General features: G+C 74.3%; 12 protein-coding genes. 5 read left to right on the plus strand and 7 right to left on the minus strand.

From position 1 onward, the window contains the following. Positions 1-16 precede the first annotated feature (16 nt). The gene (locus OIE69_RS31760) at positions 17-784 is read right to left on the minus strand and encodes a class I SAM-dependent methyltransferase (RefSeq protein WP_326577605.1); all 768 of its coding nucleotides are present in this window, start codon (positions 782-784) and stop codon (positions 17-19) included. Between the two features lie 212 nt (positions 785-996). Between OIE69_RS31760 and OIE69_RS31765 the strand changes: the two genes are divergently transcribed. The 5 genes from OIE69_RS31765 to OIE69_RS31785 all read left to right on the plus strand — a co-directional run bounded on the left by OIE69_RS31765 (position 997) and on the right by OIE69_RS31785 (position 9822). After that, entirely contained in the window at positions 997-1641 is a 645-nt protein-coding gene (locus OIE69_RS31765; protein ID WP_326577606.1) for a GNAT family N-acetyltransferase, read from the plus strand. Between the two features lie 99 nt (positions 1642-1740). Further along, the gene (gene cbiE / locus OIE69_RS31770) at positions 1741-2961 is read left to right on the plus strand and encodes a precorrin-6y C5,15-methyltransferase (decarboxylating) subunit CbiE (protein ID WP_326577607.1); all 1221 of its coding nucleotides are present in this window, start codon (positions 1741-1743) and stop codon (positions 2959-2961) included. Between the two features lie 250 nt (positions 2962-3211). Further along, a complete protein-coding gene (cobT, locus tag OIE69_RS31775; protein ID WP_326577608.1) occupies positions 3212-6397 on the plus strand; it encodes a nicotinate-nucleotide--dimethylbenzimidazole phosphoribosyltransferase in 3186 nt (1061 codons plus the stop codon). Between the two features lie 1312 nt (positions 6398-7709). Further along, positions 7710-8957 (plus strand): uroporphyrinogen-III C-methyltransferase, encoded by a 1248-nt coding sequence (gene cobA, locus OIE69_RS31780; RefSeq protein WP_326577609.1) that lies wholly within the window; start codon positions 7710-7712, stop codon positions 8955-8957. Between the two features lie 46 nt (positions 8958-9003). Then, positions 9004-9822 (plus strand): TrmH family RNA methyltransferase, encoded by an 819-nt coding sequence (locus OIE69_RS31785; RefSeq protein WP_326577610.1) that lies wholly within the window; start codon positions 9004-9006, stop codon positions 9820-9822. 1 nt (position 9823) lies between these two features. Here the strand turns inward: OIE69_RS31785 and OIE69_RS31790 are convergent, their stop codons facing one another. The 6 genes from OIE69_RS31790 to OIE69_RS31815 form a co-directional block, all read right to left on the minus strand. Next, entirely contained in the window at positions 9824-10945 is a 1122-nt protein-coding gene (locus tag OIE69_RS31790; RefSeq protein WP_326577611.1) for an acyl-CoA dehydrogenase family protein, read from the minus strand. Next, positions 10942-12126, minus strand: coding sequence for an acyl-CoA dehydrogenase family protein (locus OIE69_RS31795; RefSeq protein ID WP_326577612.1), 1185 nt, complete (start codon positions 12124-12126; stop codon positions 10942-10944). The genes OIE69_RS31790 and OIE69_RS31795 overlap by 4 nt, the downstream gene beginning before the upstream one ends. Before the next feature lie 935 nt (positions 12127-13061). Continuing rightward, on the minus strand, positions 13062-13679 hold the full coding sequence (locus OIE69_RS31800; protein WP_326577613.1) for a TetR/AcrR family transcriptional regulator: 618 nt from the start codon (positions 13677-13679) through the stop codon (positions 13062-13064). Between the two features lie 64 nt (positions 13680-13743). After that, on the minus strand, positions 13744-14490 hold the full coding sequence (locus tag OIE69_RS31805; RefSeq protein WP_326577614.1) for an SDR family NAD(P)-dependent oxidoreductase: 747 nt from the start codon (positions 14488-14490) through the stop codon (positions 13744-13746). A gap of 5 nt (positions 14491-14495) precedes the next feature. Then, a complete protein-coding gene (locus tag OIE69_RS31810) occupies positions 14496-15257 on the minus strand; it encodes a VOC family protein (protein ID WP_326577615.1) in 762 nt (253 codons plus the stop codon). A gap of 171 nt (positions 15258-15428) precedes the next feature. Then, complete coding sequence (locus tag OIE69_RS31815) at positions 15429-16652, minus strand: serine/threonine-protein kinase (RefSeq protein ID WP_326581478.1); 1224 nt, start codon at positions 16650-16652, stop codon at positions 15429-15431. Positions 16653-16655: the final 3 nt, after the last annotated feature.

The following is a 16655-nucleotide window of genomic DNA, read 5'->3' on the forward strand; positions in this document are numbered from 1 at the left end:
CGACAGACCCTCGAGGTCAGCGCCGCCGCACCCAGTACACGTCCGTGGTGTACGGCATCTCCACCGCCGCGTTGCCGCGCGTGGCGTCGTGCCCGGCCAGCACCGCCTCCACCTCGGCCCGTACCCGCTCCTGCTCCGCCGGGTCCATCACCGCGATGTGGCTCGAGGACGTCATCCGCTCCACCACGTCGGAGACCGTCGTCGAGTGCAGGTTCGGCCAGTGCCGCTCGTGCACCCGCGACCAGCCCGCGCGGTCGGTGAATGCCTTGCGCCAGCCGTCGTCCAGGGGGCTGGGCAGGTCACGCGGCGCCAGCCGGAAGACGATGTCCTGGTAGTCCCGCACCCACGGGACCGAGGTGTCGTAGGTGTTCCACACCAGCGCCAGCGAACCGCCCGGCCGCAGCAGCCGCTCGACCTCCGCCAGGGCCTCGTCCTCCTGGAACCAGTGCCAGGACTGCGCCGCCACCACCGCGTCCGCGCACCCGTCCGGCAGGCCCGTGGCCTCGGCCGTCCCGGCCGTCACCCGTACCCCCGGCAGCAGCTCCGCGAGCCGCTCCCGCATCTCCGTCACCGGCTCGACCGCGATCACCTCCGCGCCCGTCAGGGCCAGCAGGCGGGTGAACTTGCCGGTGCCGGCGCCCAGGTCGACCACCGTACGGCCGGCCTCGAGGGGCAGCGCGTCCGCCAACTCGGCCAGGGCCGCCATGGGGTACGAGGGTCGCGACCGCTCGTACACACCCGCGGCCCGCTGATATCCGACTCCTGCTGCGTGGTGCACCGTCACGCGGGCAGACGGTAGCAGGACCCTGTGACCACAGGCGTAGCGGACCTGCGGAAAAGCCGGGGAACAGCACACCAACTGCTCCCGTCGTGCGGATGGTTGCACGTACCCTTGGGCGACGGCCGCGCAGGCCCCCGCGGCGACCCGGTCCTGCGGTGACCCGGTGGATGTTGCATGCTGTGCACTTCACACATGCCCTGGCTACGGAGCGTCGAATGACCAGCTTCCCGGAGATCTCGATCAGTACGGAGCGGCTGGTGCTGCGCGCCTACGAGGAGTCCGACATCCCCGCCCTGGCGGAGATGATGAACGACGAGTCCGTGATCGCCTGGACCTCCGTGCCGTATCCCTACACCGAGGCGGACGCCCGCTCCTTCATCGCCGAGTTCGCCCCCGCCGAGCGCGCGGAAGGCCGCGGCATCGTGCTCGCCGTCACCGAGTTCCTCACCCAGCGGCTGGTCGGCACCGTCCACCTGCAGCGCACCGACTGGCGCATCCGCAGCAGCGAGGCCGGCTACATGATCGCCCCCTGGGCGCGCGGCGAGGGCTACGCCGCCGAGGCCGTGCAGGCGACCGCCCAGTGGCTCTTCGACGACCAGAAGTTCGAGCGCCTGGAACTGCGCACCGCCGCGGACAACGCCGCCTCGCAGCAGGTCGCGCAGAAGATCGGCTGCATCAGCGAGGGCGTGCTGCGAGGCGCCGGCCTGGTCCGCATCCGGCCCGAAGGCGAGACCGACGGCCGCTGGGAGGAGATCCGCACCGATCTCATCGTGTGGAGCCTGCTCCCCGAGGACCTCGACGGCCTCGCGGAGGAGTCCGCCGACGGCTCCGACTACGCGGCGTACGCCGACTGGCAGTGAGCGCCCGCCAGCGCAAGATCCTGGCCGGGGTACTGTGCACACCCCGGGATCACCTCACCCGGGCACCACACCGCGACGTGCCCAGGAGGCAGGACGACGATGGCCGACCGTGTCACGGTGATCGGGTGGGACGGCTCACCACCCGGCGAGGCGGCGCGTTCCGCGCTGTCGGCCGCCACGCTGGTGGCCGGGACCCGGCACCACCTGGCACTGCCCTTCGTGCCGGAGGACGCCGAGCGGATCGTGCTGGGCAGCATCGACCTGGCCGCCCGCCGCATCGCGCGGCACCGCGGCACCGCGGTGGTCCTCGCCGACGGCGACCCCGGATTCTTCGGTGTCGTCCGCGCCCTGCGCACCCCCGAGTACGGGCTGGAGGTCGAGGTCGTCCCCGGGGTCACCTCGGTCGCCCAGGCCTTCGCGCGGGCCGGGATGCCCTGGGACGACGCCCGGGTGGTCGTCGCGCACACCCGCACCCTGCGGCGTGCCGTCAACGTCTGCCGCGCGCACCCCAAGGTCGCCGTGCTGACCGCGCCGGGCGCCGGACCGGCCGAACTCGCCCTGCTGCTCGGCGACGAGCACCGCACCTTCGTGATCTGCGAGGCCCTCGGCACCGAGCACGAGCAGGTCACCGTCCTCACCTCAGACAAGGTGGCCGACCACACCTGGCGCGACCCCAACGTCGTGCTCGTCGTCGGCGCCGCCCCGGCCGCCGCACCCGCGCCGGTGCCCGTCCCGGTCACCGCGCAGCCGGGCTGGCTCGCGGGCGGCGACCCCGCCACGGCCGACCGCGTACGGGGCTGGGCGCTGCCCGCCGAGCGGTACGTCCCCGGGGACGGCCCGGCGCACCTGCGCGCCCTGCAACTGGCCCGGCTCGGGCCGCGGGCGGGCGACCTGCTGTGGGACATCGGCGCCGGCGGCGGCGCCGTCGCCGTGGAGGCGGCGCGCTTCGGCGCGGCCGTCATCGCGGTGGAGGCCGACGCCGCGGCGTGCGAGCGGATCGAGGACACCGCGCGGGACTTCGGGGTGCAGGTGAGGGTCGTCCACGGCCGGGCCCCGCACGTGCTGGAGGACCTTCCGGAACCGGACATCGTGCGCATCGGGGGCGGCGGACCGCAGGTCGTGGCCGCCTGCGCCGCGCGCCGGCCGGAGCGAATCGCCGCGAGCGCGGCGAACCGGGACGAGGCCGAAGCCGTCAGCCGCGCCCTCGACGAGGGCGGATACACCGTGGAACGCGCGTTGTTGCAGGCAGTGGAGCTGGACGACGAGTGGTCCGAGCGGGAGCGCACGGTGGTCTTCACGCTCCTCGGACACCGCAGGTGAGCCGGTGGGTTGCGCCCGCATTGGCACCGGTTTGAGGTGAACCCCCTGAGCACGCGCGGACACACGCACGGTAGGCTGACGGACCGCTGTGCCGTTGTCGCGCATTGACGTCGCGTGAGGGCTGATCAGTAATGGTCAGTACCGGTCAATCGCCGTCGTCGTGCCGGTTGCCGCCCACGCTCGTTCTCTCTGTGGGCAGTGTGCTCGGCGCAGCGATGGAAGGAGCGAAACCGATGGGCGAGGGGCACGCATGACTGACACCGGCCAGGTCCCGGGTGAGGGACTGCCGGAGAACGCAGGCGAAGAAGCGGTTCTGCAGCCGCACGTCGACCTTCCCGGCAGTGGCGCGCAGCAGCAGTCCGTCCCCTCGTGGGACATCGATCCGCTCACCGCGCCGGTTCCTCCCGAGTACCACTACCTCGACCAGCCGTCCGGCCCCGCGCCGGTCGACGAGGAAGAGGAGATGCTGCTGATGCCGGGTCTGCAGGGGTCCTGGGCCGACCCGCAGCCCGTGCCGCCGCAGCCGGTCCCGGTCGCCGTACCCGTCCCGGCGCCCGCTCCCGTGGCCCCGCCCGTGCCGGTCCCGGCCCAGGCCGCGGCCCCCACCCCCGTGTCGGTCGAGCACACTCCGCACGGGGTGCCCCTGGCCCCCCAGGGCATCGGGCACGACGCCCACGAGAGCGGCGGCCGCGACTCCGTCTCCCTCGACTACTCGGCGGTCCGCACGGAGGTGCCGCTCGTACCGGGGAGCCCGGTCCCGGAGCAGCTGCCGGCGGAGCAGGCCGCGCCGTTCGTGGCGGAGCAGCCGGTGCACGCGGCGGCCGAACCCGTCGCGCAGCCCGCGCCCGCCGAAGACGCGGTCCAGGTCCAGGCCCCGGAGGCCGAGCCGGCTCCGCAGCCCCAGGTGCCCGCGCAGGTGCAGGTGCAGGAGGCCGCCCCCGTACCGCCGCGGCGCCCCCTCCACATGGGCCCCCCGATTCCGGACCCGTCCAACGGCGGCGGCATCGTGCGCTCCCTGGCCGACCGCGGTCCGGCCACCCCGCCGCCCGCACCGGTGCCTGCGCCGCAGCCGGTTCCGGCGCCCATGCGCCACTCGGGGCCGCCCACCACGGGGCCGGAGTACCTGGACATCCTCCGCGACGAGGCCCCGGCGCCCGAGGTGACCGCACCCGAGACGGTCGTGCCGGAGCCGGCCGTACCCGAGGCCGTCGTGCCGGAGCCCGAGCCGGTCGCCGTCGTGCCCGCGACGCCCGAGCCGGTGGCCGCCCCCGTGTCGCCGCTGGAAACCCCGGACGAGCCGCTGCCGTTCGGCATGGAGCCGGCCGCCGAGCTGCCCGTGGCACCGGTCGTCCCGGAGGCGCCCGAGCCGGTCGTGGTGCCGGAACCGGTCGTGATGCCCGAGCCCGAACCGGTCGTCGAGGCCGTGGCGGTGCCCGTGCCCGTGCCCGTACCTGTTGTGGAGCCGGAGCCGGAGCCGGAGCCCGAGCCGGAGGCGCCCGTCGTCGAGCCTGCGCCCGCCGCCGTCGTGCAGGAGGAGACCCCGGTCGCCGCCGTCGAGCCGCAGCCCGAGGCCGTGCCCCCGGCCGAGGCGGAGCCGGCGCCCGAGGAGCCCCAGGCATCCGAGGAACCCGAGGTCCCCGAGGTGCCCGAGGTGCCCGAGGTGCCGGTGGCCGACGAGGAGGAGGACCCGGAGCTGCTGCTGCCCCCCGCCGAGGGCTACGACCCCGCCGTACGGGACGCCGTCCACCGCGTCATCCGTGAGCGCCGGGACATCCGCAACGGCTTCCGCAAGGACCCGATCCCGCACGAGGTGCTGATCCGCGTGCTGGAGGCGGCGCACACCGCGCCGAGCGTCGGCCACTCCCAGCCGTGGGACTTCGTCGTCATCCGCTCGGCCAAGACCCGGGAGCGCATGCACGAACTCGCCATGCAGCAGCGCGAGGCCTACGCCAAGTCCCTCCCCAAGGGCCGCGCCAAGCAGTTCCGCGAGCTGAAGATCGAGGCGATCGTCGACACCCCGGTCAACATCGTCGTCACCGCGGACCCCACCCGCGGCGGCCGCCACACGCTGGGCCGCTACACCCAGCCGCAGATGGCCCCGTACTCGTCGGCGCTCGCCGTCGAGAACCTCTGGCTCGCCGCCCGCGCCGAGGGCCTCGGCGTCGGCTGGGTCAGCTTCTTCGACGAGCGCGAGATGGTCCGCGAACTCGGTCTGCCCGAGCACCTCGAGGTCGTCGCATACCTCTGTGTCGGCTACGTCGACGAGTTCCCCGAGGACCCTGAACTGGTGCAGTCCGGCTGGTCCAAGCGGCGCCCGCTGTCCTGGGTCGTCCACGAGGAGGAGTACGGCAACCGGGCCCTGCCCGGTGAGGAGCCGCACAACCTCCTGGAGGAGACGCTGCGCGGCATCCGCCCGCTGGACGCGAAGGCGCTCGGCGAGGCCTGGGAGCGGCAGAAGCGGATGACCAAGCCGGCGGGTGCGCTGGGCATGCTGGAGATCATCTCCGCGCAGCTCAGCGGGCTGTCCCGGCAGTGCCCGCCACCGATCCCCGAGCCCGCGGCCGTCGCGATCTTCGCCGGGGACCACGGGGTGCACGCCCAGGGCGTCACCGCCTGGCCCCAGGAGGTCACCGGCCAGATGGTCGCCAACTTCCTGGGCGGCGGGGCGGTGTGCAACGCCTTCGCCAACCAGGTGGGCGCCGAGGTCTGCGTGGTCGACGTCGGCGTCGCCTCCGACCTGCCCAGCACGCCCGGCCTGCTACCCCGCAAGATCCGTCCCGGCACCGCCGACATGACGGCCGGGCCCGCCATGTCGCGCGAGGAGGCACTGCGCGCGATCGAGGTCGGCATCGAGACCGCCCGCGACCTCGTCGCCGCGGGCAACAAGGCGCTGCTGACCGGGGAGATGGGGGTCGCCAACACCACCGTCTCCGCCGCCCTGATCTCGGTCTACACCGGGGTCGACCCGGCGGAGGTCACGGGGCGCGGCACCGGCATCAACGACGAGATGCACGCCCGCAAGATCGACGTCGTACGGCGCGCCCTCGAACTCCACCGGCCCGACCCGTCCGACCCGATCGAGGTCCTCGCGGCGATCGGCGGCCTCGAACACGCGGCCATGGTGGGCCTGCTGCTCGGCGCGGCCTCGCTGCGGACGCCGGTCATCCTCGACGGCGTCAGCGCGGGCGCGGCCGCCCTGGTGGCCCGTGCCATCGCTCCGGAGGTGCTCGCGGCCTGCATCGCGGGCCACCGCAGCGCGGAGCCCGGCCACCGCGCGGCGCTGACGAAGCTGGGCCTGCGGCCGCTGGTCGAGCTCGACCTGCGGCTCGGCGAGGGCACCGGTGCGCTGCTGGCGCTGCCGCTGGTGCAGAGCGCTGCGCGCGCGATGCATGAGGTGGCGACGTTCGACTCTGCCGGGGTCACGGAGAAGTCCTGACGCACGCGGTCCGGGGCGGGCGGTCTCCCCGCCCGCCCCGGCCTTCGGACCGGAGTGCCCCGTGCGGGCGGCTGCGCCGGGCTGCCCCGTTGTTGTGTGCGGGTTGTTTGCGCCTGCGGCGGGCTGTCCCCCGCCCTCCCTCCCGATTGCCCGGCGCGGTTGGTGCGGGCCTCGCGCGGTTCGTGGTGGGCCGGGTGCGGGGCCTCCGGGGCTGCACGTCCTGGACTGGGTTATTTACGTGCATGGCGGGCGGTCCAATTGGTGCCGTCTGTGCCGCACACAAATATCCCGCAGCGTCCAGAACATCCACCCCTACGACCCCGCCCCCTCCGTATCGCGGGCGACTGACGGCCGGAGGGTGGTCAGAGAGCGGTCCGGGGTTGCCGCACACGTCTTACCGAACGCCCACGGCCATCAGGCCCTCTATGGGGCGGCGCTTTCCAGCGGTAGCTGGGGGTGGTGGCTGAGGCCCGCGCCGGCTCCGCCGCGATCGGACCTGAAGGTCTTTCGGGGTGCTCGGGCCGATGCCGGCGATAGGGCGCGCGGGCGCTGATCGCTCTGCTGAGCGGCCCGTTGCCGTGTGCGTGTTGCCCTGTTTCGGCCTTCGCTCGGGGGCGGCCTCACTCGGTGTGGTCCCAAGACTGAACCTGGTTGCGAGTCGGACGCCCGCCGGACGCCAGGGCCGATCGGCAATCGTCGTGATCTGCCGCCTGGCGGCCTTCGGCATCGCCGTGACATAGGCAAGCCCTGCGAGCACCGGCGGGTGAGGTGCGCCAGCCGACGGTGGAAGGTGCCGCCCCCGGCCATCGGTGCGCGCACCTTGCTCGGCCTCCCGCCGGGGAACCCCTACTGCGGGCAGCTCCCAGCGGTGCCGGGAGGGGCGCCCCCCATCACCCCCCACCGGCCGTTGGTCGCCCAGCGATACGGAGGGGGCGGGGTCGTAGGGGTGGGCGTTCTGGACGCTGACGTGTATTTGTTGTGCGGCATCCGGGGCACCGAGCGCAGGTGCCCGCCATGCACATAAATATGCGGTACAGAATGCCCAGCCCCGGAGGCCCCGCCCCCGGCCCACCACGCACCGCGCGAGGCCCGCACCAACCATCCGGGATGGGGGTCCCCCCGGCCGAAGGCTGGGGGAGGGAGGGAGGGCGGGGGAGAAACCGCAACCGCAACCACAGCGGCGCCGCACGCAACCACCGGGCCCCACAGAACCCCGCAGCCGCCCCGCACCGTAGGGTTGGGGCGGGGCAGGGTCGCCCCGCAACCCCACCCCCTGCCGCGCCGCGAGGCACACCCTAGGAGCCGCACCGCCATGACTGCCGCCGAGGACCGCAACGACCCACCCGCCTACCCCGTCGGACTGCGCCTCACCGGCCGGCGCGTGGTCGTCCTCGGCGGTGGCCAGGTCGCCCAGCGCCGGTTGCCCCCTCTGGTCGCGGCCGGGGCCGACGTCGTCCTGGTATCCCCGTCCGCGACGCCGTCCGTGGACGCGATGGCCGCCGCGGGCGAGATCCGCTGGGAGCGACGCCGTTACCGGCCCGGCGACCTCGCCGACGCCTGGTACGCGCTGATCGCCACCACCGACCCCGAGGCGAACGCCGCGGCCTCCGCGGAGGCGGAGGTGCGCCGGGTGTGGTGCGTCCGCAGCGACGACGCCGAGGCGGCGACCGCGTGGACCCCGGCGACCGGCCGTACGGAGGGCGTGACCGTCGCCGTCCTGACCGGCCGGGACCCGCGGCGTTCCGCGGCCGTGCGGGACGCGATCGTGGAGGGCCTGCGGGACGGCTCGCTCGCGGCGCCGCAGCACCGGGGGAGGACCCCGGGCGTGGCGCTGGTCGGCGGCGGTCCGGGCGACCCGGACCTGATCACGGTGCGCGGCCGCCGGCTGCTCGCGGAGGCTGACGTCGTGATCGCCGACCGCCTCGGTCCGCGCGACCTGCTGGACGAACTGCCGCCGCACGTCGAGGTGATCGACGCCGCGAAGATCCCGTACGGCCGGGCGATGGCCCAGGAGGCGATCAACGCGGCGCTGATCGAGCACGCTAAGGCCGGCAAGGCGGTCGTGCGGCTCAAGGGTGGGGACCCGTATGTGTTCGGGCGCGGCATGGAGGAGGCGGAGGCGCTCGCCGAAGCCGGCATCCCGTGCACCGTGGTGCCCGGGATCTCCAGCTCCATCAGTGTTCCGGCCGCCGCCGGCATCCCGGTCACGCACCGGGGCGTGGCGCACGAGTTCACCGTGGTCAGCGGCCATGTGGCCCCGGAGGATCCGCGCTCGCTCGTGGACTGGGCGGCCCTCGCCCGGCTGCGCGGCACGCTGGTGCTGCTGATGGCCGTGGAGCGGATCGGCCCGATCGCGGCGGCGCTGGTGGCGCACGGCCGGGGCGCGGACACCCCCGTCGCCGTGATCCAGGAGGGTACGACGGCGGCCCAGCGCCGGGTCGACGCGACACTCGCGACGGTGGCGGAGCGGGTGGCCGCGGAGGGCGTCCGGCCGCCCGCGGTGATCGTCGTCGGCGAGGTCGTCGCCGTGGGCGAGCGCGTAACCAGCGGTAACCAGTGACGTCGGTGCCGTTGGCACCGCACTTCGGACAAGGCAGTATCACCCTGTGGCTGAGCTCATCACCATCGACGATCCCGACGACCCGCGTCTGCGCGACTACACGTCCCTGACCGACGTGGAGCTGCGCAGACGCCGCGAGCCCGCCGAGGGGCTGTTCATCGCGGAGGGCGAGAAGGTCATCCGGCGCGCCCGGCAGGCCGGTTACCGCATGCGCTCCATGCTGCTGTCCGCCAAGTGGGTCGACGTCATGCGGGACGTCATCGACGAGGTCCCGGCTCCGGTCTACGCGGTCAGCCCGGAACTCGCCGAGCAGGTGACCGGCTACCACGTGCACCGCGGCGCCCTCGCCTCGATGCAGCGCAGGCAACTGCCCGACGCCGCCGACCTGCTGGGCGACGCGCGGCGGATCGTCGTCATGGAGTCGGTCAACGACCACACCAACATCGGCGCCATCTTCCGTAGTGCCGCCGCCCTCGGCATGGACGCCGTCCTGCTCTCCCCGGACTGCGCCGACCCGCTGTACCGCAGGTCGGTCAAGGTCTCGATGGGCGCCGTCTTCTCCGTCCCGTACGCCCGGCTGGAGAACTGGCCCCGGGACCTGGAGGCGGTGCGGGAGGCGGGCTTCACGCTGCTCGCGCTGACCCCGGACGAGAAGGCCACCGACATCGACGAGGCCGGCCCGCACCGGCTGGAGCGCGCGGCGCTGATGCTCGGCGCCGAGGGCGACGGCCTGTCGACCCGTGCCCTGGTCGCCGCCGACGAGTGGGTGCGCATCCCCATGGCGCACGGGGTGGACTCGCTGAACGTGGGGGCGGCCGCCGCCGTCGCGTTCTACGCGGTGGCGACCGGCCGCCCCCGGGACTGACTCAGCCCGCCGCGGGCAGTTCCACCAGCGCGGCGAGGGCCGCCCGGTGACGGCCGGGCGTGCCCAGGGCGATCTCGTCGGCCTTGGCGCGCTTCAGCCGCAGGTGGGCCGGGTGCTCCCAGGTCATCCCGATGCCGCCGTGCAGTTGGACGCACTCCTCGGCGGCCCGCACCGCGACGGGTGCGCAGAAGGCCTGCGCCACGGCGGTCGCGACCGGGGCGTCCGCGCTGTCGCGCGCGAGCGCGTCGGCGGCGTTGCGTGCCGCGGCGCGGGCCTGGACGACCTCGAGCCACAGGTCCGCGAGCCGGTGCTTGAGGGATTGGAAGGAGCCCACGACCCGGCCGAACTGGTGACGCTCCTTCAGGTACGCCACTGTCTCGTCCAGGCACCGCTGGGCCAGGCCCAGTTGCTCCGAGGCCAGCAGCCCCGCGCCGGTCAGCAGGGCCCGTTCGACGGCCGCCGCGGCCGTCGCGGGGCCGACGATCCGGCGGGCGGCCGCGCCGTCGAAGGTGACGTCGGCGATCGGGCGGGTCAGGTCGAGCGGCACCGGCACGGCCAGGGCGACCCCGGCCGCGTCCGTCCGTACCTCGTAGAGGCCGAGCCCGTCAGGGCCGGTCGCGGGCACGATCAGCACGTCCGCCGCGGTCGCGTCGGCGACGCTGGTCACACGCCCGCCGAGAACCCCGTCCGCGTCGGCCCGCACGCCCGGGAACACCTCCGCGCCGGGCGCCGAGGGCAGCGGCACGGCCAGGGCGGCCGTCCGCTCGCCCTCCGCGAGCCGCGCCACGACGGCGTCCGCCTCCGTGGTGCCGGCCGCCAGCAGCGCCGTGGTGGCCAGCACGGCACTGCCCAGGAAGGGCACGGGCGCCACGAAGGACCCCAGCTCCTCCAGCACCACCGCCGCCTCCCGCGCGGAGGCGCCCTGGCCGCCGAGCTTCTCCGGCACCAGCAGCCCGGCGACCCCCACCTCCCGGGCCAGGGTGCGCCACAGCGCGGCGTCGTACGGCTCGTCGCCCTCGCAGCGCGCCAGGACGTCCGCCGGGGCGCACCGGTCGGCGAGCAGACCGCGCACCGCGGCGCGCAGGTCGTTCTCGACGTCGGAGTAGAGCAGGTCGGCACTCATCGCGGCAGGTCCTTCCAGGGGACGTCCTTGTCCGTACGGGGCTCGGAGGGCAGGCCGAGGACACGCTCGGAGATGATGTTGCGGAGGATCTCGGAGGTACCGCCCTCGATCGAGTTGCCCTTGGCCCGCAGATAGCGGTAACCGGCGTCGCGGCCGTAGAAGTCGACGATCTCCGGGCGGGTCATCGTCCAGTCGCCGTAGCGCAGTCCGTCCTCGCCCAGCAGCTCCACCTCCAGGCCGCTGATGCGCTGGTTGAGCGAGGCGAAGGCCAGCTTCATGCCCGAGCCCTCGGGGCCGGGGGCGCCCAGGGCGAGCTGCTGCCGCAGCCGTTCGCCGGTGAGGCGGGTGACCTCGGCCTCCACCCACAGCCGCAGCAGCCGGTCGTGCAGGTCCGGGGTGCGCAGCTCGGGCCGCTCCCGCCATGTCGCGGCGACGGTCCCGATCATCCCGCCCTCGCGGGGGAGCGGGGTGCCGCCGATGGCGACCCGCTCGTTCATCAGCGTCGTCTGCGCCACCCGCCAGCCGTCGCCGACCTCGCCGAGGCGGTGGGCGTCGGGGATGCGGACGTCCGTCAGGAAGACCTCGTTGAACTCGGCCTCACCCGTGATCTGCCGCAGCGGACGCACCTCGACGCCCGGGGCCGTCATGTCGCACACGAAGTACGTGATGCCCTGGTGCTTGGGGACGTCCGGGTCGGTACGGGCGATGAGGATCGCCCAGCGCGCGTTGTGGGCGTTGGACGTCCACACCTTCTGGCCCGTGACGATCCAGCCGTCGCCGTCGCGCACGGCCCTGGTGCGCAGGCCCGCCAGGTCCGAGCCGGCGCCGGGCTCGCTGAACAGCTGGCACCAGACCTCCTCCCCGGTCCACAGCGGGCGCAGGAACCGGGCCTTCTGCTCCTCGGTGCCGTACCGGAGCACGGTCGGCGCCGCCATCCCGAGGCCGATGCCGATCCGGCGCGGCTCGTTGTCCGGCGCCGCGACGGCGGCCAACTCGGCGTCCACGACCCCCTGCAGGGCGCGGGGTGCGCCAAGGCCGCCGAGGCCCTGCGGGTAGTGCACCCACGCCAGACCGGCGTCGAACCGGGCCCGCAGAAAGTCCAGGCGGTCCGTCGCCGCCGGATCGTGAGAGGCCAGCAGCGCGCGCACTCGCTCGCGCAGCTCCTCCGGTGTGACCGTCATGCGAATGCGTCCCTCCGCGTGTGCGTAGCGCTAAGCAAGCGCTTAGAAACTAACCCACGGAGTGCCCGTTCGTCACCCCCTGCGCGGTGCGCGTGTCCGGGGTTGGTTGCGGCCGGTGGTTGTGTGCGGGTCGTTTGCGCCTGCGGCGGGCGGTTCTCCCGCCCTCCCGCCTGATTGCCCGGCGCGGTTGGTTCGGGCCTGCGCGCGTGCGTGGTGGGCCGGGGACGGGGCCTCCGGGGTGGGCATTCTGTACCGCATATTTATGTGCATGTCGGGCGGTCCAGGTCCTTGCCGTCTGTGCCGCACAACAAATACACGTCAGCGTCCAGAACGCCCACCCTCCCCCAGCCTTCGGCCAGGGGTGCCCCCAACTCCCCCGCCCCCTCCGTTTCGTCGGGCGACAACGGCCGGTGGGTGGTGAGAAGGCGGTCCGGGGGCGCCGCACGCGCCCTACTGAACGCCCACGACCGTCAGGCGCCCTGCGGACCAGAGGGGCTCGGGCGCTCGGGTGGATGGCGCCCCCTCCATGGCGCGCACCCTCGCTCGGCCTCCGGCCGGGGGACCCCTGCTGGGGCAGCTCCCAACGGTGCGGGGAGGGGCGCCCCCATCACCCCCCTCCGGCCGTCAGTCGCCCACACGACCGGAGGGGGTGTGGCGGGGTGTGCCCATGGGGGTCCCCCCGGCCGAAGGCTGGGGGAGACGAGCGGCGGACCCGGGCGCCGAATGATGTCGGGCCAAACCGCGAGCGTTCTGGGGGTCCCCCCGGCTGAAGGCTGGGGGAGTGCGCCGGCGCGGCACCGACCCAGGCACACGCTGCGGGACCCGCACTGACCGCGCCGGGCAATCGGGAGGGAGGGCGGGGAAACAGCCCGCCGCAGGCGCAAACAACCCGCACACAACAACGGGCCGCAAGGGGCACCCCCCCCGCACACCCCCTAGCGCCGCCCCGCGGCACCCCCCACCGCACCCAGCGCCACATCGACGAGCACATCGACCCGCTCGCTCCCCCCGCTGTCCGTCCACGCACCCACCGCCGCGTTGAGACAGGACAGCACCGTCACGGCGAGTGCGCGCGCCCTCAGCTCACGGTGCTCGCCGCCCTCGTCGAGGCGCGCCGCCACGAGGGGAACGAGCAGGTCCTGCCACTCCCGCTGCTTCTTCGCCAGCGCCCCTTGCAGGGCGGGGGTCCCCGCCAGCATCACGGAGGTGGCGAGCAGTGTGCCGTCCGGGTCGCGGTCGAGCGCGGCCACGTGCTCGTCGAGGGACCGGCGCAGTGCCTCCCACACGGGTTCGTCTGCGGGGCGTGCGGCGAGGCGTTCGGCGATGCCCTGCCCGATCCCGGTGAGGTTGCCGACGACCATGTCCTCCTTGCTGGCGAAGTAGCGCGAGACGCTCCGCCCGGACATGCCGATCTCCGCCGCGATCTGCTCGATGGTCGTCTTCTCGAAGCCGTGCTCGATGAACAACTCCATCGCGCGGTCGGAGATCTGCGCCCTCACCGACTGGCGGGTCAGCTCGCGAAGGCCCGACCGCAGAGGATCCGTGCTGCTCATGGCCTCAGCGTAGCCAAGGCTGAAACCCCTGGCGCGCAGGGACGGATCTGTCGTCGTCCGTCACTCACAGCTGGGTCTGGCCGCCGTTGACCTCGTACACGGAACCGGTGACGAAGGACGCCTCGTCCGACAGCAGGAAGTTCACCACCGCGGCGACGTCCTCCACGCCGCCGGTGCGGTTCATCGCGGTCTTCGCGGCGATCGCGGCACGGACCTCCGGGGGGAGTGCCCGCGCCGACGGCGCGTCGATCGGGCCGGGTGCGACCGCGTTGACGCGGATGCCGCGCTGCGCGTACTCCACGGCCGCGGAGCGCGTGAGGCCGACGACGCCGTGCTTGGAGGCGGCGTACGCGGCCCGCCCGGCGTGTGCCATGACCCCCGCGGTGGACGCCATGTTGACGATGGCGCCGCCGCCGTGCGCCGCGAAGTGGGCCAGTTCGGCGTGCATGCACGCGAAGACACCGGTCAGGTTGACGTCGATCACGCGCAGCCAGTCCGCCGGGTCGATCTCGTGCGCGTCGACCAGTCGCGGGGTCACGCCCGCGTTGTTGAAGGCGATGTCGAGGCCGCCGAAGGTGGTGACGGTGAACTCCACGAGCCGCCGGGTGTCCTCGAAGGACACGACGTCGACCTCGTACGGCGCGGCCTCGCCTCCCGCGCGGTTGATCCCGTCGGCGACGCGTTCGGCGGCGGCCCCGTCGACGTCGGCCACGACGATCCTGGCGCCCTCGCGGGCGAGCCGCCTGGCCCCCGCCTCGCCGAGCCCGGACCCGGCGCCGGTCACGATGCCGGTCTTCCCCTTCACGGACATGGCCGTCACCTCGGCTCGACGAGGGTGAAGACGGCACCCGTCGGATCGAGGAGCACGGCGATGCTTCCACTGCCGATGTCGGTGGACGGCATGAGCAGGGTGCCTCCCGCCGAGGTCGCGCGCGCGGTCGCGGCGGAGACGTCGGTGACGGTGAAGTACGCGTCCCAGTAGGGCGTTATCTCCCGGGGCATCGCCGCGGGGCGCGGCAGCAGCAGCGAGACGGCCGTGCCGTCGAGCCGCCACTCGCGCCGGCCCAGCGGCCCGGCGGGGTCGCCGGCCGTCCAGCCGAACAGCGCGCCGTAGAAGGCGGCACTGGCGTCGACGTCGTCGGTGATGAGCTCGGCCAGGGCGAAGCCGCCGGGTCCGGCGGACGCCGAGGGGGCCTGCCGGGCGTCCGGCTCCCGGACGGCGAAGTGCGCTCCGCTCGGGTCCGCGTACAGGTCCTCGCCGCCGCCCGCGTCGGTGCGGTAGGGGGCCCTGGCGAGGACGCTGCCGCCGGCGGCGACGACCGAGGCGGCGGCCTTGTGGGTGTCGTCCACGGTGAAGCAGGCCGTCCAGCCCGGCCTCGGCAGGTCGCCGACCGGCCCGAGACCCGCGACGGGGAGCCCGCGCAGCCGGGCCGTCAGGTGGCCGGGGCCGCGTGCGGGGTCCTCGGTGAAGTCCCAGCCGAACAGCGCGCCGTAGAACGCTGCAGCCGTCTGCGGGTCGGGCGATCCCAGTTGTGCCCAGTAGGGGGTGCCGGGTGCACCGGCCGTGGTCGTGTCCATTCGCTGCTCCTCGCTGCGCCGGTTCTGCCCCCCTGCCTGTCGACTATAGACACGCGTGTCAGACAATGACAAAGGTGGCGACCGAGGTCACACTCGTGGGCATGGGTGCATACCGCGCCGTGGTGAGGACGACGTCGGTGAAGGCGTGGGTGTTCGTGCCGGCCGGGGCGCTTACGGCGTGTGGGGTGCCGTCACGCCGGGCAGCAGGCCGAGGCCGCGGCTTGGGCCCTGGCAGCCCTGCGCGGCGGCGATGCCGAGCGCGACGAGGAGGGTCACGGTGACGAAGACGATGAGCCGCTGCCGCAGCAGCCTGCGGTCCGCGCCCGCGGGCCTGCGGCCGGTGGGCGTGCGGGCGGCCGGAGTGCGCCCGGCCGGGGTCCGGGCCGGGGTGCGCGGCGCGGCGGGCGTACGCGGGGAGGCGGGGGTGCGCGGCGCCGTGGGGGTGCCCGGCGAGGTCCGCCGCTCGGTGTGCTGCTCCGCGTACTCCTGCGCCCGCGTGCCCGTGGGCCGCTCGGGGCGCGGGCCGGACGCCCGGGGCACGATGTCGCGCCGGCCCGGAGCCACGCCGAGTCCGCGGGCCTCACGGGCGGCGATCTCGGCCAGCCGCTCGGAGAGTTGGACCGTGCTGGGCCGCTGCTCCGGGTCCTTGGCGAGGCACGCGTACACCAGCGGGGCCAGTGAGTCCGGCACACCGGCGAGGTCCGGCTCCTCGTGGACGACCCGGTAGAGCATGACCTCCGAACTGCCCTGCCCGAAGGGCGAGTCGCCCATCGCCGCGTACGCGAGCGTCGCGCCGAAGGCGAAGACGTCGGTGGCCGGGGTGACCGCCGCCCCGCGCACCTGCTCCGGCGCGAGGAAGCCGGGGGAGCCGACGGCGGTGCCCACGTGGGTGAGGGTGCTCGCGCCCGTGGACCAGGCGATGCCGAAGTCGATGATCCGCGGGCCCTTGGGCGACAGCAGGATGTTGGAGGGCTTCAGGTCGCGGTGGACGACCCCGGCCTCGTGGACGGCGACCAGTCCCTCCGCCAGGGCGGATCCGATGGACGCGGTCTCGGCCGCCGGGAGCATTCCGTCGCGGGCGACCTTGTCGTGCAGCGAGGGCCCGGGGACGTACTGCGTGGCGAACCACGGGCGGTCCGCCTCCAGGTCGGCGGCGACCAGCCGGGCCGTGCAGCCGCCGCGGATGCGTCTCGCGGCGGACACCTCGCGCGCGAAGCGGGAGCGGAACTCCTGGTCCTCGGCCAGCTCGGGGCGGATCACCTTCAGCGCGACCCGCTGGCCGCGCTTGTCGGCACCCAGGTAGACGACGCCCATGCCGCCGGCGCCCAGCCGCCGGTGCAGCCGGAACGAGCCGACGACACGCGGGTCCTCGCGCCGGAGCCGCATCATCGCCATGTC

Origin of the sequence: Actinacidiphila glaucinigra (assembly GCF_035918135.1) — a bacterium.
In the GTDB taxonomy this organism is placed as follows: domain Bacteria; phylum Actinomycetota; class Actinomycetes; order Streptomycetales; family Streptomycetaceae; genus Actinacidiphila; species Actinacidiphila glaucinigra.

What these genes read in the sequence shown, in the direction of transcription:
- OIE69_RS31805 (WP_326577614.1), bottom strand. Translation starts at nt 14,490, where the DNA reads ATGTCCGTGAAGGGGAAGACCGGCATCGTGACCGGCGCCGGGTCCGGG.
- cbiE (WP_326577607.1), top strand. Translation starts at nt 1,741, where the DNA reads ATGGCCGACCGTGTCACGGTGATCGGGTGGGACGGCTCACCACCCGGC.
- OIE69_RS31800 (WP_326577613.1), bottom strand. Translation starts at nt 13,679, where the DNA reads ATGAGCAGCACGGATCCTCTGCGGTCGGGCCTTCGCGAGCTGACCCGC.
- OIE69_RS31815 (WP_326581478.1), bottom strand. Translation starts at nt 16,652, where the DNA reads ATGGCGATGATGCGGCTCCGGCGCGAGGACCCGCGTGTCGTCGGCTCG.
- OIE69_RS31795 (WP_326577612.1), bottom strand. Translation starts at nt 12,126, where the DNA reads ATGACGGTCACACCGGAGGAGCTGCGCGAGCGAGTGCGCGCGCTGCTG.
- cobA (WP_326577609.1), top strand. Translation starts at nt 7,710, where the DNA reads ATGACTGCCGCCGAGGACCGCAACGACCCACCCGCCTACCCCGTCGGA.
- cobT (WP_326577608.1), top strand. Translation starts at nt 3,212, where the DNA reads ATGACTGACACCGGCCAGGTCCCGGGTGAGGGACTGCCGGAGAACGCA.
- OIE69_RS31765 (WP_326577606.1), top strand. Translation starts at nt 997, where the DNA reads ATGACCAGCTTCCCGGAGATCTCGATCAGTACGGAGCGGCTGGTGCTG.
- OIE69_RS31790 (WP_326577611.1), bottom strand. Translation starts at nt 10,945, where the DNA reads ATGAGTGCCGACCTGCTCTACTCCGACGTCGAGAACGACCTGCGCGCC.
- OIE69_RS31810 (WP_326577615.1), bottom strand. Translation starts at nt 15,257, where the DNA reads ATGGACACGACCACGGCCGGTGCACCCGGCACCCCCTACTGGGCACAA.